Source organism: Pseudomonas marginalis (genome assembly GCF_008692035.1).
GTDB classification, from domain to species: Bacteria; Pseudomonadota; Gammaproteobacteria; order Pseudomonadales; family Pseudomonadaceae; genus Aquipseudomonas; species Aquipseudomonas marginalis.
The window spans coordinates 2,307,074-2,326,069 of the sequence record NZ_VTFG01000001.1 but is presented as its reverse complement, the minus strand read 5'-3'; the positions used below and the strand labels follow the sequence as shown (position 1 = coordinate 2,326,069).

Genomic DNA, 18,996 nt, shown 5'->3' with positions numbered 1-18,996 from the left:
CGTAAAATATTCGTTACGGAAGTGCGACTGGTTGGCGTATTGGGCTGGGAAAAGCCCCCAGGCTGTCACATAATCTTGACGACTATCTGCGCCCAGCGACAAAAAGACGCGGCGCCTACCCACTTTTCGAGCCTTTTCATGCGTATCAAAGTGCACTGCCAGAACCGCATCGGCATCCTGCGGGACATCCTCAACCTGGTGGTGGAGTACGGCGTCAACGTCGCCAAGGGTGAGGTGGGCGGCGAGCATGGCAACGCCATTTACCTGTTCTGCCCGAACCTGGTGAACATGCAATTCCAGGCGCTGCGCCCGCAGTTCGAGGCGATTGCCGGGGTGTTTGGCGTCAAAAGGGTAGGGCTGATGCCCAGTGAGCGTCGGCATATGGAGCTCAATGCGCTGCTCGGTGCCCTGGAGTTTCCGGTGCTGTCCATCGACATGGGCGGCTCCATCGTCGCCGCCAACCGTGCGGCCGCGCAGTTGCTCGGGGTGCGGGTGGACGAGGTGCCGGGCATTCCGCTGTCGCGCTATGCCGAGGATTTCGACTTGCCGGAACTGGTGCGCGCGAGTAAATCGCGGATCAATGGCCTGCGGGTCAAGGTCAAGGGTGACGTGTTCCTGGCGGATATCGCACCGCTGCAATCCTCCGAGCATGACGACAGCGAAGCCATGGCCGGTGCCGTGTTGACCCTGCACCGTGCCGACCGCGTGGGCGAGCGTATCTACAATGTGCGCAAACAGGAGCTGCGCGGTTTCGACAGTATTTTCCAAAGCTCCAAGGTCATGGCCGCCGTGGTGCGTGAAGCCCGGCGCATGGCGCCGTTGGATGCGCCTCTATTAATAGAAGGCGAAACCGGCACCGGCAAAGAGTTGTTGGCGCGCGCGTGCCACCTGGCCAGCCCGCGCGGGCAATCGCCGTTGATGGCGCTGAACTGCGCCGGGTTGCCCGAGTCGATGGCCGAGACCGAATTGTTCGGCTACGGTCCCGGCGCGTTTGAAGGCGCGCGGGCCGAAGGCAAGCTCGGGCTGCTGGAGCTGACGGCCGGCGGTACGTTATTTCTCGATGGCGTTGGGGAAATGAGCGCGCGCTTGCAGGTGAAATTGCTGCGCTTCCTGCAGGACGGCTGTTTTCGGCGCGTGGGCAGTGACGAAGAGGTGTACCTGGATGTACGGGTGATCTGCGCCACCCAGGTGGACCTCTCCGAACTCTGCGCCCGTGGCGAATTCCGCCAGGACCTCTATCACCGCCTCAACGTGCTGTCCTTGCATATCCCGCCCCTGCGCGAATGCCTCGACGGCCTTGCGCCCCTGGTCGAGCACTTTCTCGACCAGGCCAGCCGGCAGATCGGCTGCCCGTTGCCCAGGCTGGCGCCTGCCGCCATGGACAAGCTCAGCCACTACCACTGGCCGGGGAATGTGCGGCAGCTGGAAAACGTGCTGTTCCAGGCGGTATCGCTGTGTGACGGCGGGACGGTCAAGGTCGAACACATCCGCCTGCCGGACTACGGCGTGCGCCAACCCCTTGGCGACTTTTCCCTGGAGGGCGGCTTGGAGGCGATCGTCGGGCGCTTCGAGAAGGCGGTGCTGGAGAGCCTGTATGCCGAGCATCCCAGCAGCCGGCAGTTGGGGAAACGCCTGGGGGTGTCGCACACCACCATCTCCAATAAGTTGCGCGATTACGAAATCCTCAAGGCGGACAAATAACCAACTGCGCCCCCCGCATTGGTTCTCTGTCACCCGTAAGACGGGTACTTGCCGTAAGCGGCATAAGTCCGCCGTTTTTTCGACTATCTCCAGTCCTTCAAATCCTGCTGCCTGCCCGAAAACCCCAGCCCGCCTGGACTTTCCCCTGTTTTTAAAAGTTGGTTCGCAAATTGCTTAAGCCTCATCAGTACAGCGGTGGGCGGCAAGCCTGCGTCAGAAAGAGGAAAGAGCGTGGACAAGTACCTTTATGTGGCAATGACCGGCGCCAGCCAGAATGCACTGGCGCAGAAGGCCCATGCCAACAACTTGGCGAACATTTCCACCAACGGTTTCCAACGCGACCTGGAACAGGCGCGTTCGATGCCGGTGTTCGGTGACAGCTTTCCGGCGCGTGCGTTTGCCATGACCGAACGTCCCGCGACCGACTTCAGCCCTGGCGCCATGATCGAGACCGGTCGCGACCTGGATGTGGCGGTGAACGGCAATGGCTGGATGGCGGTGCAAACCCCCGATGGCGGTGAAGCCTACGTGCGCAGTGCCAGCATGAACGTCGATGCGCTGGGTGTGCTGCGCGCCGGCAACGGCATGCCGATCATGGGCAACGGTGGCCCGATCGCCGTACCGCCGCAGCAGAAAGTCGAAGTGGGCGCCGACGGCACTATCAGCATCCGCGCCATGGGCGAAGGCCCGCGGGTGATGGCTGAAGTGGACCGCATCAAGCTGGTCCAGCCCGATTTCAAGAATATGAATAAAGGCCTGGATGGCACCATCCATACCAAGGATGGCCAGCCGGCCGTCGCCGATGCGAACGTCACGCTGACCTCGGGTTTCCTGCAGGCGAGCAACGTCAACGCCGTGGAAGAAATGACCGCGGTCCTGGCGCTTTCCAAGCAGTTCGAGTTGCACATCAAGATGATGAACAGCGCCAAGGAAGACGACCAGGCCATGACCCGCGTAATGGCGATGAGCTGATAGCCCCGTTATTGACCGACCACCAATTTTTGCAGCGCAGCGCCAACAAACAGGCGCACGAAGGAGAACAGCATGCTTCCGGCTCTATGGGTTGCCAAAACAGGCCTGTCCGCCCAGGACACCAACCTGACCACCATTTCCAACAACTTGGCCAACGTGTCGACCACGGGTTTCAAACGCGATCGCGCCGAGTTCCAGGACTTGCTCTATCAGATCAAGCGCCAGCCAGGCGCCCAGTCGACCCAGGACAGCGAATTGCCGTCGGGTCTGCAACTGGGTACCGGTGTGAAGATCGTCGGCACCCAGAAGAACTTCAACGCCGGTAACCTGCAGCAGACCGGGCAGCCGCTGGACATGGCCATCAACGGTAAAGGTTTCTTCCAGATCCTGCAGCCGGATGGGACCACGTCCTACACCCGTGACGGTACCTTCCACCTGGACTCCAATGGCCAGATCGTGACGGCCAACGGTTTCGCCCTGGAACCGGCTATCGTCGTGCCGAACAACGCCCAGACCTTCACCGTCGGCAACGACGGCACCGTGTCGATCACCGTGGCCGGTAACCCGGCGTCGCAAGTGATCGGCAACCTGCAAACCGCCGACTTCATCAACCCGGCCGGCCTGCAGGCGATGGGTAACAACCTGTTCCTGGAAACCGCTTCCAGCGGCGCGCCGCAAATCGGCACCCCTGGCCTGAACGGTTTCGGCACCACGCTGCAAAGCACCCTGGAAACCTCCAACGTCAGCACCGTTGAAGAGATGGTCAACATGATCACCACTCAACGCGCCTACGAGATGAACTCCAAGGTGATTTCCACCGCCGACCAGATGCTTTCGTTCGTAACGCAGAATCTGTAATCAAGTCTATGGGGTGCTCCTGAGAGCGCCTGCAACACCGTGAGGTAAGGGTCATGAATCGCTATGTTTCCGTTCTGGCATTGAGTGGGATTGCCGTGCTCGCGGGCTGTGTCGCCCCGACGCCAAAACCCAATGACCCGTACTACGCGCCGGTGTTGCCGCGCACGCCGTTGCCGGCGGCGGCCAACAATGGCTCGATCTACCAGGCCGGTTTCGAACAGAACCTGTACAGCGACCGCAAGGCGTTCCGCGTGGGTGACATCATCACCATCACCCTGAACGAGAGAACGACGGCCAGCAAGAACGCCAACTCCCAGGTGGACAAGACCAGCACCAACAGCATTGGGCTGAGCTCGTTGTTTGGTGCCGTACCGAATACCAATAACCCGCTGGGCAGCGGCGACTTGAGCCTCAACGCAGGGTACAGCGGCAACCGTGCCACCAACGGCAAGAGCGCCGCAGGGCAGGGCAATAGCCTCACCGGCTCGATCACCGTGACCGTCGCGGATGTGTTGCCCAACGGCATCATCGCCGTACGCGGTGAAAAGTGGATGACCCTCAATACCGGTGATGAGTTGGTGCGTATTGCCGGGATGGTGCGGGCCGATGACATTGCGACTGACAACACTGTGCCCTCGACGCGCATTGCCGATGCACGCATTACCTACTCGGGTACGGGTTCGTTCGCTGATGCGAGTCAGCCGGGCTGGTTCGACCGTTTCTTCCTTAGCCCGCTGTTCCCTTTCTAGGTGGCCACTTTGAAACTCAAACAGCTGATGGCGGCGGCACTCCTGCTGAGTCTGAGCGCAGTCGCCCAGGCCGAACGCCTGAAAGACATCGCCAGCATCTCTGGCGTGCGTTCCAACCAGTTGATCGGCTACGGCCTAGTGGTGGGGCTCAACGGTACGGGCGACCAGACCACCCAGACCCCGTTCACCCTGCAGACCTTCAACAACATGCTGTCGCAGTTCGGCATCAAGGTGCCGGCGGGTTCGGGCAACGTGCAGTTGAAGAACGTCGCGGCGGTGTCGATCAGTGCCGACTTGCCGGCGTTTTCCAAGCCGGGCCAGGTGGTCGACATCACCGTGTCGTCCATCGGTAACTCCAAAAGCCTGCGGGGCGGCACCCTGCTGATGACCCCGCTGAAAGGTATCGACGGCAACGTCTACGCCATCGCCCAGGGCAACCTGGTGGTGGGCGGGTTTGATGCTGAAGGTCGCGACGGTTCGAAGATCACCGTCAACGTGCCGTCGGCCGGGCGTATCCCGGGTGGCGCTACGGTTGAACGTACGGTGCCGAGCGGTTTCAACCAGGGCAACAGCCTGACCTTGAACCTCAACCGTTCGGACTTCACCACCGCCAAGCGTGTAGTCGACAAGATCAACGACATGCTCGGCCCTGGCGTGGCCCAGGCCATCGACGGCGGCTCGATCCGCGTCACCGCGCCGCTGGACCCCAGCCAGCGCGTGGACTACCTGTCGATCCTGGAAAACCTGGAGGTCGATCCGGGCCAGGCGGTGGCCAAGGTCATCATCAATTCGCGTACCGGTACCATCGTGATCGGCCAGAACGTCAAGGTCTCGCCGGCGGCGGTGACCCACGGCAGCCTGACCGTGACCATCACCGAAGACCCGATCGTCAGCCAGCCTGGGCCGTTGTCCAATGGCCAGACGGCGGTGGTGCCACGCTCGCGAGTGAATGCCCAGCAAGAAGCCAAGCCAATGTTCAAGTTCGGCCCGGGCACGACCCTGGATGAGATTGTACGTGCGGTGAACCAGGTGGGCGCAGCGCCAGGCGACTTGATGGCGATCCTCGAAGCGTTGAAGCAGGCCGGCGCGTTGCAAGCCGACCTGATCGTGATTTAAGGCCATGGCCATGGACATGCGTAACAGCGGCCTGACCAGCACGGCGGATTCGGGTTCGTATTCCGACTTGAATCGCCTGAACCAACTGAAGGTCGGCGACAAGAACAGCGAAGGCAACATGCGCAAGGTGGCGCAGGAATTCGAGTCGCTGTTCTTGAGCGAGATGCTCAAGTCCATGCGCTCGGCCACCGAGGCCCTGGGCAAGGACAACCCGATGAACACCCCGGCCGCCAAGCAGTACCAGGAAATGTACGACCAGCAACTGGCGGTTTCCATGTCCCGCGAAGGCGGCGGCATCGGCCTGGCCGATGTGCTGATGCGCCAGATGCAGAAGAACAAGCCGGTGGACGCCCAGGCGGCCACCTTGCAGGGCCCGGCGGCGGCCGAGGCGGTCAAGAAAGTCGATGTGCCGACGCAAATTGCCGCCGGCACCCAGGCCGAGGGCCCACTGGGGCGTTCCAATGGCCAGCGTCCACTGTGGGCCTATCGCGTGGCGGAGCCCCAGGCGGGCGCTGCAGCGGCCCACAGCAACGACATCGCACTGATGAACCAGCGCCGTATCGCCTTGCCGAGCAAGCTGACCGATCGCCTGCTCGCCGGTATCGTGCCGAGCACCGACACCACCACCGTTGCCCAGGCGGCGCCGCTGCGTAACAGCGCGGCCGCCGACAATGTGGTCAACAGCACCGCGCGCACGTTTGCCGTGCCGAGCGGGCGCATGCAGGTCTACGGCCGCGCCGTGGCCCAGCCGCCATTGGCACCGGTGAAGAAGGCGTTCAGCTCCCAGGATGAGTTTGTCGCGACCATGTTGCCGATGGCCAAGGCGGCGGCCGCGCGTATCGGCGTCGATCCGAAGTACCTGGTGGCCCAGGCCGCCCTGGAAACCGGTTGGGGCAAGTCGGTGATGCGCGCCGAAGATGGCAGCAGCAGCCACAACCTGTTCGGCATCAAGGCCGGCCAGAGCTGGCAGGGCGGCCAGGCCCGTGCAATCACCAGCGAGTTTCGTGATGGGGCGATGGTCAAGGAAACGGCGCAGTTCCGGTCCTACGATTCTTACCAGGACAGCTTCCATGACCTCGTGACATTGCTGCAAAGCAATGATCGCTATAAAGAAGTGGTGAAATCGGCCGATAACCCCGAACAGTTTGTACGCGAGTTGCAAAAAGCCGGGTACGCCACGGACCCGGCCTACGCCAGCAAGATTTCGCAGATCGCAAAAACCATGAACAGTTACCAGAATTACGCTGCCGCGGGCGCGACCACTCATTTATAAGGTCTGAACCATGAGTTTGCTCAATATCGGGATGTCGGGGCTTAACGCCGCTCAAGGATCGTTGTCGGTCTTGAGTAACAACATCGCCAACGCCAATACCGCGGGTTATTCGCGTCAGCAGACCACCCAGAGCGCAAATGCGTCGAACCAGTATGGCGGCGTGTTCATCGGCAGCGGTACCACCCTGGCCGACGTGCGCCGGGTGTACAACGAATACCTGGACACCGCCTACCAGAACAGCACCTCGCTCAACAGCGATGCCAAGGCTTACCTGGATCAAGTCAGTGCCGTCGACAAGACCCTGTCGGACAAGACCACCGGCATGTCGGCGGTACTCAGTTCGTTCTTCGCTGCTGTGCAGACCGCCTCGGCGAACCCCAACGATACCTCGGCCCGCCAGATCCTGCTCACGAACGCCCAGACGCTGAGCAACCGGTTCAACTCCATTTCCAGCCAGTTGAGCCAGCAGAAAGAGACCATTAACAGCCAGTTGTCCTCGATGAGCGATCAGGTCAACCAACTGACTTCGTCGATTGCCTCTCTCAACAAGCAGATCGCCCAGGTGCAGGGTTCTTCGAACACCACCCCGGCCAACCTGCTGGACTCCCGCGCCGAAGCCGTGCGTTCGCTCAATGAGCTGATCGGTGTGACCGCCACTGAGAAGAACGGTGTGTTCAGCGTCAGCACCGGTAGCGGCCAATCCCTGGTGCTGGGTGATAAGTCCAATACCATTTCCGCCGTACCGAGCAAGAGCGACACCAGCCAGTACACGATCCAGCTCAATGCGGCCGGCGGTACGACGATGGATCTGGGCAACGTGATCAGCGGCGGCAGCATCGGCGGCCTGTTGCGCTATCGCAGCGACGCGTTGATTCCTGCGATCAATGACCTGGGGCGCATCGCGATTGCCACCGCCGATACGGTCAACAGCCAGTTGGGCCAGGGCCTGGACCTCAATGGCGAGTTCGGCGCCTCGATGTTCACCGACATCAATAACGCAGCCTCGGTTGCCCTGCGTAGCCTGGCTGCCCAAGGCAACCTGGGCGACGGCGCCCTGGGCGTGACGATCAAGGACACCACTCAGCTGACCAACTTCGATTACAAGGTCAGCTTCAACGACGGCACCGACCTCAACAAGATAACGGTACTGCGTTCCGACGGCAAGGCCATGGGCACCTATGACCTCAGTGCCACGCCGCCTCCGGTCATCGATGGGTTCACCCTGGCGGTCAAGAGCGGTACGGTGCAGGCCGGTGACAGCTTCAAGGTCAGCCCCACCGCCAACGGCGCCAAGGAAATCGGCACGGTCCTCAGCGACCCCAGCAAGATTGCCTTTGCCGCGCCGTTGCAGGGCGAGGCCAGCAAGACCAACCAGGGCACCGGCACCTTCACGCCGCCGACGCTCACCGTGCCCCTGGACATACAGGGTGGTGCCGATACGGCACAACTGCGTACCGGCATCGAATACTCGATGCCGGTGAAGATGGTTTTCGGTAAACCGGCGGCCGATGGCACCCAGCCTTATACGCTGAGTAACGCCCAGGGCGATCCCATCGGTTCCGGCACCATCATTCCGGGACAGGCCAATAAGATCAGCATCAGCGTGCCGATGCGTGATGCCAGCGGTGCCTTGGTGTCGCCAGCCAAGAGCTTCAGTTTCGACACCACGGTGGGCGGTTCGCCGGCCAACGGCGACGGCACCTCGTTCTCGTTCAATGCCACCGGCAAGTCCGACAATCGCAACGCCCAGGCACTGCTCGACCTGCAGACCAAGGCAACCGTGGGCCTGGCGGCCGATGGCAGCGGCGGCACCAGCCTGGTGGGCGCCAACAGCAAGCTGGTCTCCACCGTCGGCGCCAAGGCCGCTTCGGCCGGCACTGACAACACCGCTACCGGTGCGCTGCTGGCCGCCAACAAGAACGCGCGCAATTCCGTATCCCAGGTGAACCTGGATGAAGAGGCGGGCGACATGATCAAGTTCCAGCAGTACTACACGGCGTCGTCGCAGATCATCAAGGCTGCGCAAGAAACCTTCAGCACGCTGATCAATAGTCTTTAAGGGAGTCTGGGACGATGCGCATTTCTACACAGCAGTATTACGACACCAGTGCCGTCAAGTATCAGAACAACTATTCCAGCGTTGTGAAGGCCCAGGAACAGGCGAGCTCCGGCGTGCGTGTACAGACCGCTTCGGATGATCCGGTTGCCGCCCAGCGCTTGCTGATGCTGCAACAGCAAAAAGACATGCTGGCCCAGTACAGCGGCAATATCACCAGCATTCAAAATACCCTGACGAACGAAGAAAGCGTGCTGGAGGCGATCAATACAACGATCCAGGCCGGCAGCCAGTTGGCGCTGCGTGCGGGTGGCGTGACCAGTGATGCTGACCGCAAGTCCATCTCGGTCGAGGTGGGCGCGCTTGAAAACCAGCTGTTGGGTTTGCTTAACAGCAAGGATGCGGCGGGCAACTATCTGTTCTCCGGTTCCAAGACCGATACGCCGCCGTATTCGCGCAACAATGATGGTACTTATAGCTATCAAGGCGACGAAAACGAGCTGAGCCTGCAGGTTTCCGAGACGCTGAAGGTGCGCACCAGCGATACGGGCAAGACCATCCTGGAAGGCGCGGTCAACACCAGCCGCACCCAAGCCACCTACACGACGCCCGCAACGGTGGATGACCACAAGGTCGCGATCTCGGCAGGCCTGGTAACGTCGGGCATCGATTACACCAAGCAGTTTGCCGACGGCCAGCCCTATAAGGTGACCTTTACCAGTAGCACGCAGTACGTTGTGACCGACAAGGACAACAACGACATTACTTCGCAGCTTCCAGGTAATGGTACGTTCGACTCCACCAAGGAAGGCAGTGCCAGTATCAATGTACGCGGGGTCAAATTCGATATCACCGCGGACCTCACCGGCGTGGCCACCGGGCCGGATGCCGATGCGTTGGTCGCAGGGCGTGAGTTCACCCTGGCCGCCAAGCCGGACGCGTTCAATGTCTCTCGCACCGCAAGCAACACTTCGGCGGCGCAACTGACCAATGCCCGCGTCAGCAGTGCAGCCGACTACTCCAGTACGTTTCCCAACAGCGGCGTACTGATCAAGTTCGACGATGTCGACCCGACTGCTTATAAGGTGTATGCCCAGCCGTATACCCCCGACAGCAAGCCGATTGTCGATAATGGCGTGATCGTCAGCGGTACGCCGCCAGCCAAGGACACGATCACCGCCGCGGGTGTCACCTTCGAGTTGAGCGGTACGCCGAACACCGGCGATCAGTTTTCGGTCGGCAACACCACCCAGAAAACCCAGAATGCCCTCGACACCCTGAGCCAGCTGCGCCAGGCCCTGGAACAGCCGGCGGATGGTATTCCCGGTGCGCGGGTCAAGCTTCAGGACGCCCTGAACGCCGCGGTCAGTAACCTGACCAACTCGGCCGACCAGGTGGACAACGTGCGTGGCTCCATCGGTGCGCGACAGAATGCACTCACGGTGCAGTCCAGTGAAAACACCAGTGTCGGCCTGGCCAACAAGACCACGATGAGTGACCTGGCCAACATTGACATGGGCGAGGCAGCGATCAACCTGACCCTGCAGCAAACCATGCTGGAGGCCTCGCAGCTGGCTTTCGTGAAAGTCTCGCAGTTGAGCCTGTTCAACAAGATGTAAGTGGCGTCAAGTCAAGCGGCCCGCTCTGGAAACAGGGCGGGCCGCTGCCGTTTCTGGGACTTAATTGTTTGAAGGTTTTGCACAAAGCACACACAATTGAGTGACCTGTGAGTCATAAAGCGCATCTTCACTGTATCGTGTGAAAAGGATAAGTCGTCACAGGGTCCTTGCGGGGCGGCTTTCAGCGAGATTTTTATGGGGTTATCCCCTTTATTGTCAGCACTCCAGGCCACGTCTGGGGTGTTCTCCAGCTATTTAGTATTGGGAAGCCACAATGATTGGCATAAAAAGCATCGCCAGTTACGTGCCGGCAGACGGGATCGATAACTACGCCCAGGGTGCCAAGTTCGCCAAGGATGAAGAATTCATCATCGGCAAGATCGGTTCGGCGTTCCTGCCGCGCAAGGAAGCCGCGCAGGAAACCTCCGACCTGTGTGTCGAGGCGGTCAACGCTTTGTTTGCCAACAACCCGGATTTGAAGCGCGAGTCCATCGATGCCCTGATCGTCGTCACCCAGAACGGCGATGAAGAGGGTTTGCCCCACACGGCCGCGATCGTCCAGGACAAACTCGGCCTGCCCACCCACGTGGCGGCGTTTGATATTTCCCTGGGCTGCTCCGGCTACGTCTACGGCATCTACGCGATGAAGGGCTTCATGGAAGCCACCGGCCTGAAAAACGGCCTGTTGGTCACCGCCGACCCGTATTCGAAGATCGTCGACCCGGAAGACCGCAACACCACCATGCTGTTCGGCGATGCCGCCACCGCCACCTGGATGGGCGAAGACGCGCCGTGGTTGCTGGGCAAGTCCAAGTTCGGTACCGACGGTTCCGGCGCACCGCATCTCAAGGTCAGCGATGGCGTGTTCTTCATGAATGGCCGCCAGGTGTTCAACTTCGCCTTGCTCAAGGTGCCGGCGCATTTGCACGAGCTGCTCGACGAGTCGGACCTTGCGGCCGATGACATCGATGCGTTCTGCATTCACCAGGGCAGTGCGGCGATTGTCGACGCCGTGGCCCGGCGTTTCGAAGACGCGCCGGTGGAGAAGTTCATCAAGGACATGGTCGAGACCGGCAACACCGTGTCGTCGAGCATTCCGTTGCTGCTGGAAAAGCATGTGATGGACGCCACCTGGAAGCGCGTGGCAATCAGCGGTTTTGGTGTGGGCCTGTCGTGGGGATCGGCGATTCTCTATCGTCCGTGACGCTTCGATAGACTGCTTTCTGCGTAAAAGCAAACGCCGATGCTCGAAAGAGCATCGGCGTTTTTTATTTGGCGCCAGAAAACCCAATGAAATATGGGTTTTTGGCCGTCGTAAGCCCTTGAATTACAAGGGGTGGCACGGCGCCATTAAAAAAATCAAAAAAAATCCTCAAGCAACCGGCTACCACGACGATAACTATTACGTAGGTTCTCAGGCCACACCCGGCGGTTGCCAGGGCCGGAAGCCGCAGTATCCATCCAACGAGGATTTCGTCATGGCTTTAACAGTAAACACCAACATTGCTTCGATCACTACTCAGGGCAACCTGAACAAAGCCGGCGGCGCCCTGGCCACCTCCATGCAGCGCCTGTCTTCCGGCCTGCGTATCAACAGCGCTAAAGACGACGCAGCCGGCCTGCAGATCGCTAACCGCCTGACCAGCCAAATCAACGGCCTGGGCCAAGCAGTAAAAAACGTGAACGACGGTATCTCCATCGCTCAGACCGCTGAAGGCGCGATGCAGGCTTCGACCGACATCCTGCAAAAAATGCGTACCCTGGCTCTGTCTTCCGCGACTGGCTCCCTCAGCGCTGACGACCGTAAGTCGAACAACGACGAATACCAGGCCCTGACTTCGGAACTGACCCGTATCTCGCAAACCACTACTTTCGGTGGCCAGAAGCTGCTGGACGGTTCGTACGGTACCAAAGCCATCCAGGTTGGCGCTAACGCTAACGAAACCATCAACCTGAGCCTGGAAAACGTTGCAGCCAACAACATTGGTTCGCAGCAGATCAAAACCAAGGCCATCGTGCCTAGCGCAACTGGCCTGGCTGGCGGCGACATCACTGTTACCGGCAACGGTCAGACCAAAACCGTAACTTACGCTGCAGGCGCTTCGGCTAAAGACATCGCTGCGGGCCTGAACGGTTCGATCGGTGGCCTGACCGCTACCGCCAGCACTGAAGTCAAACTGGAAGTAGGCGCTGCCACTCCGTCGAACTTCAAACTGGCTGTAGGTAGCGGTAATGCTGTTGATTTCGTCGGCGTGAAGGACCTGGCCGGCCTGGCTGACCAGCTGAAATCGAACGCTGCCAAACTGGGCATCAGCGTTAACTACGACGAATCCAACAAAACCCTGTCGGTTAAGTCGGACTCCGGCGAAAACCTGTCGTTCTCGGGTGCTGATGCCAACGCCCAGACCAACATCCTGGTTGGCGCTAAAGACGGCGCTGGCGCATTCGCCACCCCGGCTGCTCTGGGTGCTGCTGCAATCGTTGTGACCGGTCAGGTTTCCCTGGATTCGGCTAAAGGCTACTCCCTGAGCGACGCTGGTACTGGTGTATCGGACTTGTTCTCGGCTGCTACCGTTTCGTCGACCAAGACCACTATCTCTAACACCGACGTGACCGATGCTACCAACGCTCAAAACGCGCTGGCTGTTATCGACAAGGCCATCGGCACCATTGACGGCGTTCGTTCGGGCCTGGGTGCTACTCAGAACCGTCTGACTACCACTGCAGACAACCTGCAGAACATTCAGAAGAACTCCACCGCTGCACGTTCCACCGTTCAGGACGTCGACTTCGCTTCCGAAACCGCCGAACTGACCAAGCAACAAACCCTGCAATCGGCCTCCACCGCGATCCTGTCGCAGGCTAACCAGCTGCCATCCGCTGTACTGAAGCTGCTTCAGTAATTCCAGCGCTTGGTAACTAACGGAAGGGCGCGTCTACGTGCCCTTCCGTTTTTTCGGTTTAGAGGAGATTGGACATGGACATGAGTGTAAAGCTGAACCAGTCTTATCCGCCGGTTGCACCTAAAAGCGCGCCTGCACCGATAGCAGCAACTGACAAAAGCGTCACCAAAGTCCAGGAAACACCGGCCACAGGCAAAGAGCCTGAGCGTGCCGACCTGGAAAAAGCAGTCACTGATATTCGCGAATTCGTACAAGCGGCCCAGCGCAAACTGGACTTTTCCATTGATGACTCCACCCACCGTGTGGTGGTCAAGGTCATCGCCACCGACAGTGGTGAAGTGATTCGCCAGATCCCGTCGGAAACGGCATTGAAGCTGGCACAGAACCTTTCCAGCGCAAGCAACCTGTTGTTTGACGACAAAGTCTGAGCTGGCATGAAACTTGTTGCTGTCGTGGCTTGAGGCGTAATAAGTCAAGATAACGGCAGCCACCGAACAGGAGATAGATGATGGCGGGTTCAACGGTAAGTGGTATCGGTTCGAATATCGATACGCAAGCGATCGTGACATCCTTGGTTAACGCCGAAAAGGTGCCCAAGCAGACGCAGATCAATACCGCGTCCGCGAAAGCGACCACCACGCTGTCTTCGATCGGCAAGGTTCAGGCAGCGCTGGATGCGTTTCGTAACGCCCTGGACACCATGTCCAAGGACAGCAGCTTCACCGGTTTGAGCGGTTCGTCGTCGGATGAAAAGACCGCGACCATGACGGCCAGCAATACGGCCTCGAACGGCAGCTTCCGGTTGATCGTCGACCAGTTGGCCCAGGCGTCCAAGCTGTCGAGCAAGATCTTCAGCGGTGGCACTTCGACGGTTGTCAACGCGACGGATAAGCCGACCACGTTGACCATCAGTCAGTCCGGCAAGGCTTACGACCTCAGCGTTCCAGCCGGCGCGACCCTGCAGCAGGTACGTGACTCGATCAATACGCAGTTTGGCACGTCGGGGCTGAGTGCCAACATCCAGACCGATTCCAACGGTTCTCGATTGATCCTGACCTCTACCAATATGGGGACGGGCTCGGACCTCACGCTGTCTGGCACCTCGGGGCTGGATGTGGGCGCCACGGTCGTTGATCCTCCCAAGGATGCGCAATACAGCATTGATGGGGTTGCGTCTGTGTCCAAGTCCAACACCATCACTGGTGCTCTTAGTGGCGTGGATATCAAGCTGGTAGCTACGTCGACTTACAAAACGGGCAGTGAGGGTGAAAAGAACGCCACGCTCATCACCGTCAGCACCAACAACACCGCGCTCAAGTCCGGGGTCAAGGGGTTCATTGACACCTACAACGCCCTGATCACAGCGATGAACGCCGAAACCAAGGTCACCACGAACCTGGACGGCAGCACCACTGCGGCAGCGTTGACGGGTGACTCGACCATGCGTTCGTTGCAGAGCACGATCCGCAATGAGTTCAACGCGCTGTCGGGCAACGGGGCCTTCAAGTCCCTGGCTCAGTTCGGCGTGACCACCAGTTCGACCACTGGTCTGCTGGCGATTGATGACAAAAAGTGGGACGCGGCGGTTAAAACCAACGGGGCCGACATCAACAGTATGTTCAGTGGCAAAGACGGCATGCTGGCGCGGATGAAAAGCGCCACGGATGACTTTGCCAAGGCAAGCACCGGGATCCTGGCGACGCGCTCTACCTCCTTGTCGAACACGTTGAAGGATCTGACCAAGGATCAAGCCACGCTCGACGAGCGCATGACCCTGCTCACCAGCAGCCTGTCGGCCAAATACAACGCCATGGACACCCTGGTCGCCCAATTGCGTCAGCAAAGCACCAGTGTCATGACCACACTCAATGCGTTGAACAACGTCAAAACCAATTCTTGATCCCCTGCTGATGCAAAAAGGCCAGGCAAACTGCCTGGCTTTTTTTATCGGGGTACGACTGGCCCTAAAGCTTTTTGCGGGTCAGTCGACATATTGGTTACTAGAATCCTTTTCGCTGTCGCCTGTCACGAGGTAGAAACATGAATCCCATGAGAGCCCTTCGCCAATACCAGAAGGTCAATTCCCATGCTCAGATCTCCGAAGCCAGCCCACATCGCCTGGTGCAGATGCTGATGGAAGGCGGGCTGGACCGTATGGCCCAGGCCAAGGGGGCGCTGGCGCGTGGCGACATCGCCCAGAAGGGCCTGATGCTGGGCAAGGCCATCGATATCGTGATTGGCCTGCGCGACGGCCTGAATGCTGAAAAGAGTGACAACCCGGCTTACGTCCAGCAGTTGGAAAGTCTGTATGCGTACATGACCAACCGTCTGATGGAAGCGAACCTGCATAACGATGCCGACATGATCGACGAAGTCGCCCGTTTGCTGATTACCGTGAAAGAAGGCTGGGATGCCATCGCTGTGCCACAGGCTGCAACCGAGTAAGGCGCAGCAGAGAAGGGCCTGAGGGCCTTGAGGAATACGTCATGAGCCAAGCATTGCAACGCATTGATGAAACCCGTGAAGCGCTGATCGGCGCGCTGGCAGACCGTAACTGGGACGCCATTGGCGAGCTGGACATGGGCTGTCGCAACGTGATCGACGAGGTGCTCAGCGAAGCGCCGGTGGATGAGGATGCGTTGCGTGAAAAGCTTGAGAGCCTGTTGGCGGTATACCAGCAGTTGCTTGAGGTGACGACGGGCGAGCGCCAGGCGATTTTTGAAGAGATGTCGCAGATCAACCAAGCGAAGAACGCGTCAAAGGTTTACCATTTGTTCGGCTGAACAGGCGCAGTTAATCCGAACGGCGCGTCATAAATTTGACCGTGCCAGCTTTTTTGACTTAACTAGTGCTGTTTTCAGATTTCAGACGTCTATAAAGTAAGAAGTCTTACGGCCGTCTCGATTGCCCCTACACTGGGCAGAGCGTTTTACTAGGGAAGTTGCTATTGCATGTGGCGTGAAACCAAAATTCTGCTGATCGATGACGATAGCGTCCGCCGCCGCGATTTAGCGGTGATTTTGAATTTTCTTGGCGAAGAAAATCTGCCCTGCGGCAGCCATGACTGGCAGCAGGTAGTCAGCTCGTTGTCATCGAGCCGTGAAGTCATCTGTGTGCTGATCGGGACGGTAAACGCTCCTGGCGCTGTTTTGGGCTTGTTAAAGACACTGTCAACCTGGGATGAGTTCCTTCCGGTGTTGCTAATAGGCGATATTTCTTCTGTCGACCTGCCCGAAGACCAGCGCCGTCGTGTGCTTTCCACCCTGGAAATGCCCCCCAGCTACAGCAAACTGCTCGATTCCCTGCACCGTGCCCAGGTCTATCGCGAGATGTACGACCAGGCCCGCGAGCGCGGTCGCCACCGCGAACCCAACCTGTTCCGCAGTCTGGTCGGCACCAGCCGTGCCATCCAGCACGTGCGCCAGATGATGCAGCAGGTGGCCGATACCGACGCCAGCGTGCTGATCCTCGGCGAGTCGGGCACCGGCAAGGAAGTGGTCGCGCGCAACCTGCACTACCACTCCAAGCGCCGCGACGGGCCTTTTGTGCCGGTCAACTGCGGCGCGATCCCGGCAGAGCTGCTCGAAAGCGAACTGTTCGGCCACGAGAAGGGCGCCTTTACCGGGGCGATCACCAGCCGCGCCGGGCGTTTCGAGCTGGCCAACGGCGGCACCCTGTTCCTCGACGAAATCGGCGACATGCCGTTGCCGATGCAGGTCAAGCTGCTGCGCGTCTTGCAGGAGCGCACCTTCGAGCGCGTGGGCAGTAACAAGACCCAGAGCGTCGACGTGCGCATCATCGCCGCGACCCACAAGAACCTCGAAAGCATGATCGAGGTCGGCAGCTTCCGCGAAGACCTGTACTACCGCCTCAACGTATTCCCGATCGAGATGGCCCCGCTGCGTGAGCGCGTGGAAGATATCCCGCTGCTGATGAACGAACTGATCTCGCGCATGGAGCACGAAAAGCGCGGTTCGATCCGCTTCAACTCGGCCGCGATCATGTCCCTGTGCCGCCATGGCTGGCCGGGCAACGTCCGGGAGCTGGCCAACCTGGTGGAGCGCATGGCGATCATGCATCCCTACGGTGTGATCGGCGTGGTCGAGCTGCCGAAGAAATTCCGCTACGTCGACGACGAAGACGAGCAACTGGTCGACAGCCTGCGCAGCGACATGGAAGAACGGGTTGCCATCAACGGCCACACCCCGGACTTCGGCTCCACCGCCATGCTGCCGCCCGAAGGCCTGGACTTGAAAGACTACCTCGGCAACCTCGAGCAGGGGTTGATCCAGCAGGCCCTGGACGACGCCAACGGCATCGTCGCCCGTGCCGCCGAGCGCCTGCGCATCCGTCGAACCACCCTGGTGGAGAAGATGCGCAAGTACGGAATGAGCCGCAAAGAAGGTGATGAACAGGCAGATGATTGACGCCTGTTTTCCAAGCCGCTGATATTTCAGCGGTTTTTTTTCGGCACAACTATTGCTACAGCCCTCGCAACGTTCCGTTTAACTGACGGTCAGCCAAGCGAGAGAGCATCATGCCCCACGCCGCCCAACTATCTTCGGCCCCTGCCATCCAGGGGCTGGTTCCGCCTGTCGAGCCGCCGACCCGCCAGGGTCTTGAACAGGCGTTCTCGCAGTTCAGCCAGATGTCGAGCCAGCTGACCGACTCCTACAGCCTGCTGGAAGCCCGGGTCTCCGAGCTGAAAGGCGAACTGGCCGTGGTCAGCGCCCAGCGCATGGAAGAGTTGGCCGAGAAAGAGCGCCTGGCCAATCGTCTGCAAAACCTGTTGTCGCTGTTGCCCGGTGGCGTGATCGTCATCGATGAAGAAGGCCGCGTGCGTGAAGCCAACCCGGCGGCCTGCGACATGCTCGGTCTGCCGCTGGAGGGCGAGCTGTGGCGCCATGTCATCACCCGCTGCTTTGCGCCGCGTGAGGACGATGGCCACGAAATCTCCCTGAAGGACGGGCGCCGCCTGTCCATCGCCACCCGTTCCCTGGATGCGGAGCCGGGCCAGTTGGTGCTGCTTAACGACCTGACTGAAACCCGTCATCTGCAAGACCAGTTGGCGCGCCATGAGCGTTTGTCCTCGTTGGGGCGGATGGTCGCTTCGTTGGCGCATCAGATCCGTACGCCGTTGTCGGCTGCGTTGATCTACGCCAGTCATTTGACTGATGAGCAATTGCCCGCCGCCACGCACCAGCGCTTTGCCGGGCGCCTGAAGGAGCGCCTGCATGAATTGGAGCACCAGGTCCGCGACATGCTGGTGTTTGCCCGCGGCGAATTGCCGCTGACCGACCGCGTGACGCCGGCCCAGCTGATGCAGGCCCTGCAAGCGGCGGCCGCTGCCCATATCCAGGACGTGCACGTGCGCTGGCAGTGCGACAGTCACCTCGGCGAGCTGCTCTGCAACCGCGACACCCTGGTGGGCTCGCTGCTCAACCTGATCGAAAACGCCACCCAGGCCAGCGGCCCCGGCGCGCGGCTCAAGGTGCACCTGTACAACCGCGGACAAACCCTGCGCCTGTGCATCAGCGACAGCGGCAGCGGCATCGACCCGGTGGTGCTCAAGCGCCTGGGTGAACCCTTTTTCACCACCAAGGCCAACGGTACGGGCCTGGGCCTGACCGTGGTCAAGGCGGTGGCGCGTGCCCATCAGGGAGAATTGCAGCTGCATTCCCGCGTTGGGCGTGGCACCTGTGCATTGATGACCTTGCCGCTGTTTTCATGCGCGGCAAGCGCGGAGTAA

16 protein-coding genes are annotated in these 18,996 nt (G+C 60.0%); all 16 read left to right on the top strand.

What is annotated here, in order from left to right; translation table 11 throughout:
* The first annotated feature begins 138 nt into the window (after window positions 1-138).
* On the top strand, window positions 139-1,701 hold the full coding sequence (locus FX984_RS10815) for a sigma-54-dependent transcriptional regulator (protein ID WP_146476716.1): 1,563 nt from the start codon (window positions 139-141) through the stop codon (window positions 1,699-1,701).
* Between the two features lie 231 nt (window positions 1,702-1,932).
* The gene (locus FX984_RS10810) at window positions 1,933-2,673 is read left to right on the top strand and encodes a flagellar basal body rod protein FlgF (protein WP_027603834.1); all 741 of its coding nucleotides are present in this window, start codon (window positions 1,933-1,935) and stop codon (window positions 2,671-2,673) included.
* A 72-nt stretch (window positions 2,674-2,745) separates the two neighbouring features.
* Entirely contained in the window at window positions 2,746-3,531 is a 786-nt protein-coding gene (flgG, locus tag FX984_RS10805; RefSeq protein WP_027603835.1) for a flagellar basal-body rod protein FlgG, read from the top strand.
* 53 nt (window positions 3,532-3,584) lie between these two features.
* Complete coding sequence (flgH, locus tag FX984_RS10800; RefSeq protein WP_027603836.1) at window positions 3,585-4,280, top strand: flagellar basal body L-ring protein FlgH; 696 nt, start codon at window positions 3,585-3,587, stop codon at window positions 4,278-4,280.
* Window positions 4,281-4,307: 27 nt separating this feature from the next.
* Window positions 4,308-5,396, top strand: coding sequence for a flagellar basal body P-ring protein FlgI (locus FX984_RS10795; RefSeq protein ID WP_033901075.1), 1,089 nt, complete (start codon window positions 4,308-4,310; stop codon window positions 5,394-5,396).
* A 4-nt stretch (window positions 5,397-5,400) separates the two neighbouring features.
* Entirely contained in the window at window positions 5,401-6,669 is a 1,269-nt protein-coding gene (gene flgJ, locus FX984_RS10790; protein ID WP_146476715.1) for a flagellar assembly peptidoglycan hydrolase FlgJ, read from the top strand.
* Window positions 6,670-6,679: 10 nt separating this feature from the next.
* On the top strand, window positions 6,680-8,728 hold the full coding sequence (flgK, locus tag FX984_RS10785) for a flagellar hook-associated protein FlgK (RefSeq protein WP_027603839.1): 2,049 nt from the start codon (window positions 6,680-6,682) through the stop codon (window positions 8,726-8,728).
* Between the two features lie 14 nt (window positions 8,729-8,742).
* Window positions 8,743-10,344 (top strand): flagellar hook-associated protein 3, encoded by a 1,602-nt coding sequence (locus FX984_RS10780; RefSeq protein ID WP_027603840.1) that lies wholly within the window; start codon window positions 8,743-8,745, stop codon window positions 10,342-10,344.
* 274 nt (window positions 10,345-10,618) lie between these two features.
* Window positions 10,619-11,548 carry a ketoacyl-ACP synthase III gene (locus FX984_RS10775; RefSeq protein ID WP_065924951.1) on the top strand — a complete coding sequence of 310 codons (930 nt, stop codon included), beginning with the start codon at window positions 10,619-10,621 and terminating at the stop codon, window positions 11,546-11,548.
* A gap of 274 nt (window positions 11,549-11,822) precedes the next feature.
* A complete protein-coding gene (locus FX984_RS10770) occupies window positions 11,823-13,247 on the top strand; it encodes a flagellin N-terminal helical domain-containing protein (RefSeq protein WP_027603842.1) in 1,425 nt (474 codons plus the stop codon).
* Between the two features lie 74 nt (window positions 13,248-13,321).
* Window positions 13,322-13,675, top strand: coding sequence for a flagellar protein FlaG (locus FX984_RS10765; RefSeq protein WP_027603843.1), 354 nt, complete (start codon window positions 13,322-13,324; stop codon window positions 13,673-13,675).
* A gap of 80 nt (window positions 13,676-13,755) precedes the next feature.
* The gene (gene fliD / locus FX984_RS10760) at window positions 13,756-15,147 is read left to right on the top strand and encodes a flagellar filament capping protein FliD (RefSeq protein WP_027603844.1); all 1,392 of its coding nucleotides are present in this window, start codon (window positions 13,756-13,758) and stop codon (window positions 15,145-15,147) included.
* A 140-nt stretch (window positions 15,148-15,287) separates the two neighbouring features.
* Window positions 15,288-15,692, top strand: a complete 405-nt coding sequence (fliS, locus tag FX984_RS10755; protein WP_027603845.1) for a flagellar export chaperone FliS — start codon at window positions 15,288-15,290, stop codon at window positions 15,690-15,692.
* A gap of 41 nt (window positions 15,693-15,733) precedes the next feature.
* The gene (fliT, locus tag FX984_RS10750; protein WP_027603846.1) at window positions 15,734-16,030 is read left to right on the top strand and encodes a flagellar protein FliT; all 297 of its coding nucleotides are present in this window, start codon (window positions 15,734-15,736) and stop codon (window positions 16,028-16,030) included.
* 168 nt (window positions 16,031-16,198) lie between these two features.
* A complete protein-coding gene (locus tag FX984_RS10745) occupies window positions 16,199-17,674 on the top strand; it encodes a sigma-54 dependent transcriptional regulator (RefSeq protein WP_027603847.1) in 1,476 nt (491 codons plus the stop codon).
* 110 nt (window positions 17,675-17,784) lie between these two features.
* Complete coding sequence (locus FX984_RS10740; RefSeq protein ID WP_092486530.1) at window positions 17,785-18,996, top strand: sensor histidine kinase; 1,212 nt, start codon at window positions 17,785-17,787, stop codon at window positions 18,994-18,996.

What these genes read in the sequence shown, in the direction of transcription:
- FX984_RS10815 (WP_146476716.1), top strand. Translation starts at nt 139, where the DNA reads ATGCGTATCAAAGTGCACTGCCAGAACCGCATCGGCATCCTGCGGGAC.
- flgG (WP_027603835.1), top strand. Translation starts at nt 2,746, where the DNA reads ATGCTTCCGGCTCTATGGGTTGCCAAAACAGGCCTGTCCGCCCAGGAC.
- flgH (WP_027603836.1), top strand. Translation starts at nt 3,585, where the DNA reads ATGAATCGCTATGTTTCCGTTCTGGCATTGAGTGGGATTGCCGTGCTC.
- FX984_RS10795 (WP_033901075.1), top strand. Translation starts at nt 4,308, where the DNA reads ATGGCGGCGGCACTCCTGCTGAGTCTGAGCGCAGTCGCCCAGGCCGAA.
- flgJ (WP_146476715.1), top strand. Translation starts at nt 5,401, where the DNA reads ATGGCCATGGACATGCGTAACAGCGGCCTGACCAGCACGGCGGATTCG.
- flgK (WP_027603839.1), top strand. Translation starts at nt 6,680, where the DNA reads ATGAGTTTGCTCAATATCGGGATGTCGGGGCTTAACGCCGCTCAAGGA.
- FX984_RS10780 (WP_027603840.1), top strand. Translation starts at nt 8,743, where the DNA reads ATGCGCATTTCTACACAGCAGTATTACGACACCAGTGCCGTCAAGTAT.
- FX984_RS10775 (WP_065924951.1), top strand. Translation starts at nt 10,619, where the DNA reads ATGATTGGCATAAAAAGCATCGCCAGTTACGTGCCGGCAGACGGGATC.
- FX984_RS10770 (WP_027603842.1), top strand. Translation starts at nt 11,823, where the DNA reads ATGGCTTTAACAGTAAACACCAACATTGCTTCGATCACTACTCAGGGC.
- FX984_RS10765 (WP_027603843.1), top strand. Translation starts at nt 13,322, where the DNA reads ATGGACATGAGTGTAAAGCTGAACCAGTCTTATCCGCCGGTTGCACCT.
- fliD (WP_027603844.1), top strand. Translation starts at nt 13,756, where the DNA reads ATGGCGGGTTCAACGGTAAGTGGTATCGGTTCGAATATCGATACGCAA.
- fliS (WP_027603845.1), top strand. Translation starts at nt 15,288, where the DNA reads ATGAATCCCATGAGAGCCCTTCGCCAATACCAGAAGGTCAATTCCCAT.
- fliT (WP_027603846.1), top strand. Translation starts at nt 15,734, where the DNA reads ATGAGCCAAGCATTGCAACGCATTGATGAAACCCGTGAAGCGCTGATC.
- FX984_RS10745 (WP_027603847.1), top strand. Translation starts at nt 16,199, where the DNA reads ATGTGGCGTGAAACCAAAATTCTGCTGATCGATGACGATAGCGTCCGC.
- FX984_RS10740 (WP_092486530.1), top strand. Translation starts at nt 17,785, where the DNA reads ATGCCCCACGCCGCCCAACTATCTTCGGCCCCTGCCATCCAGGGGCTG.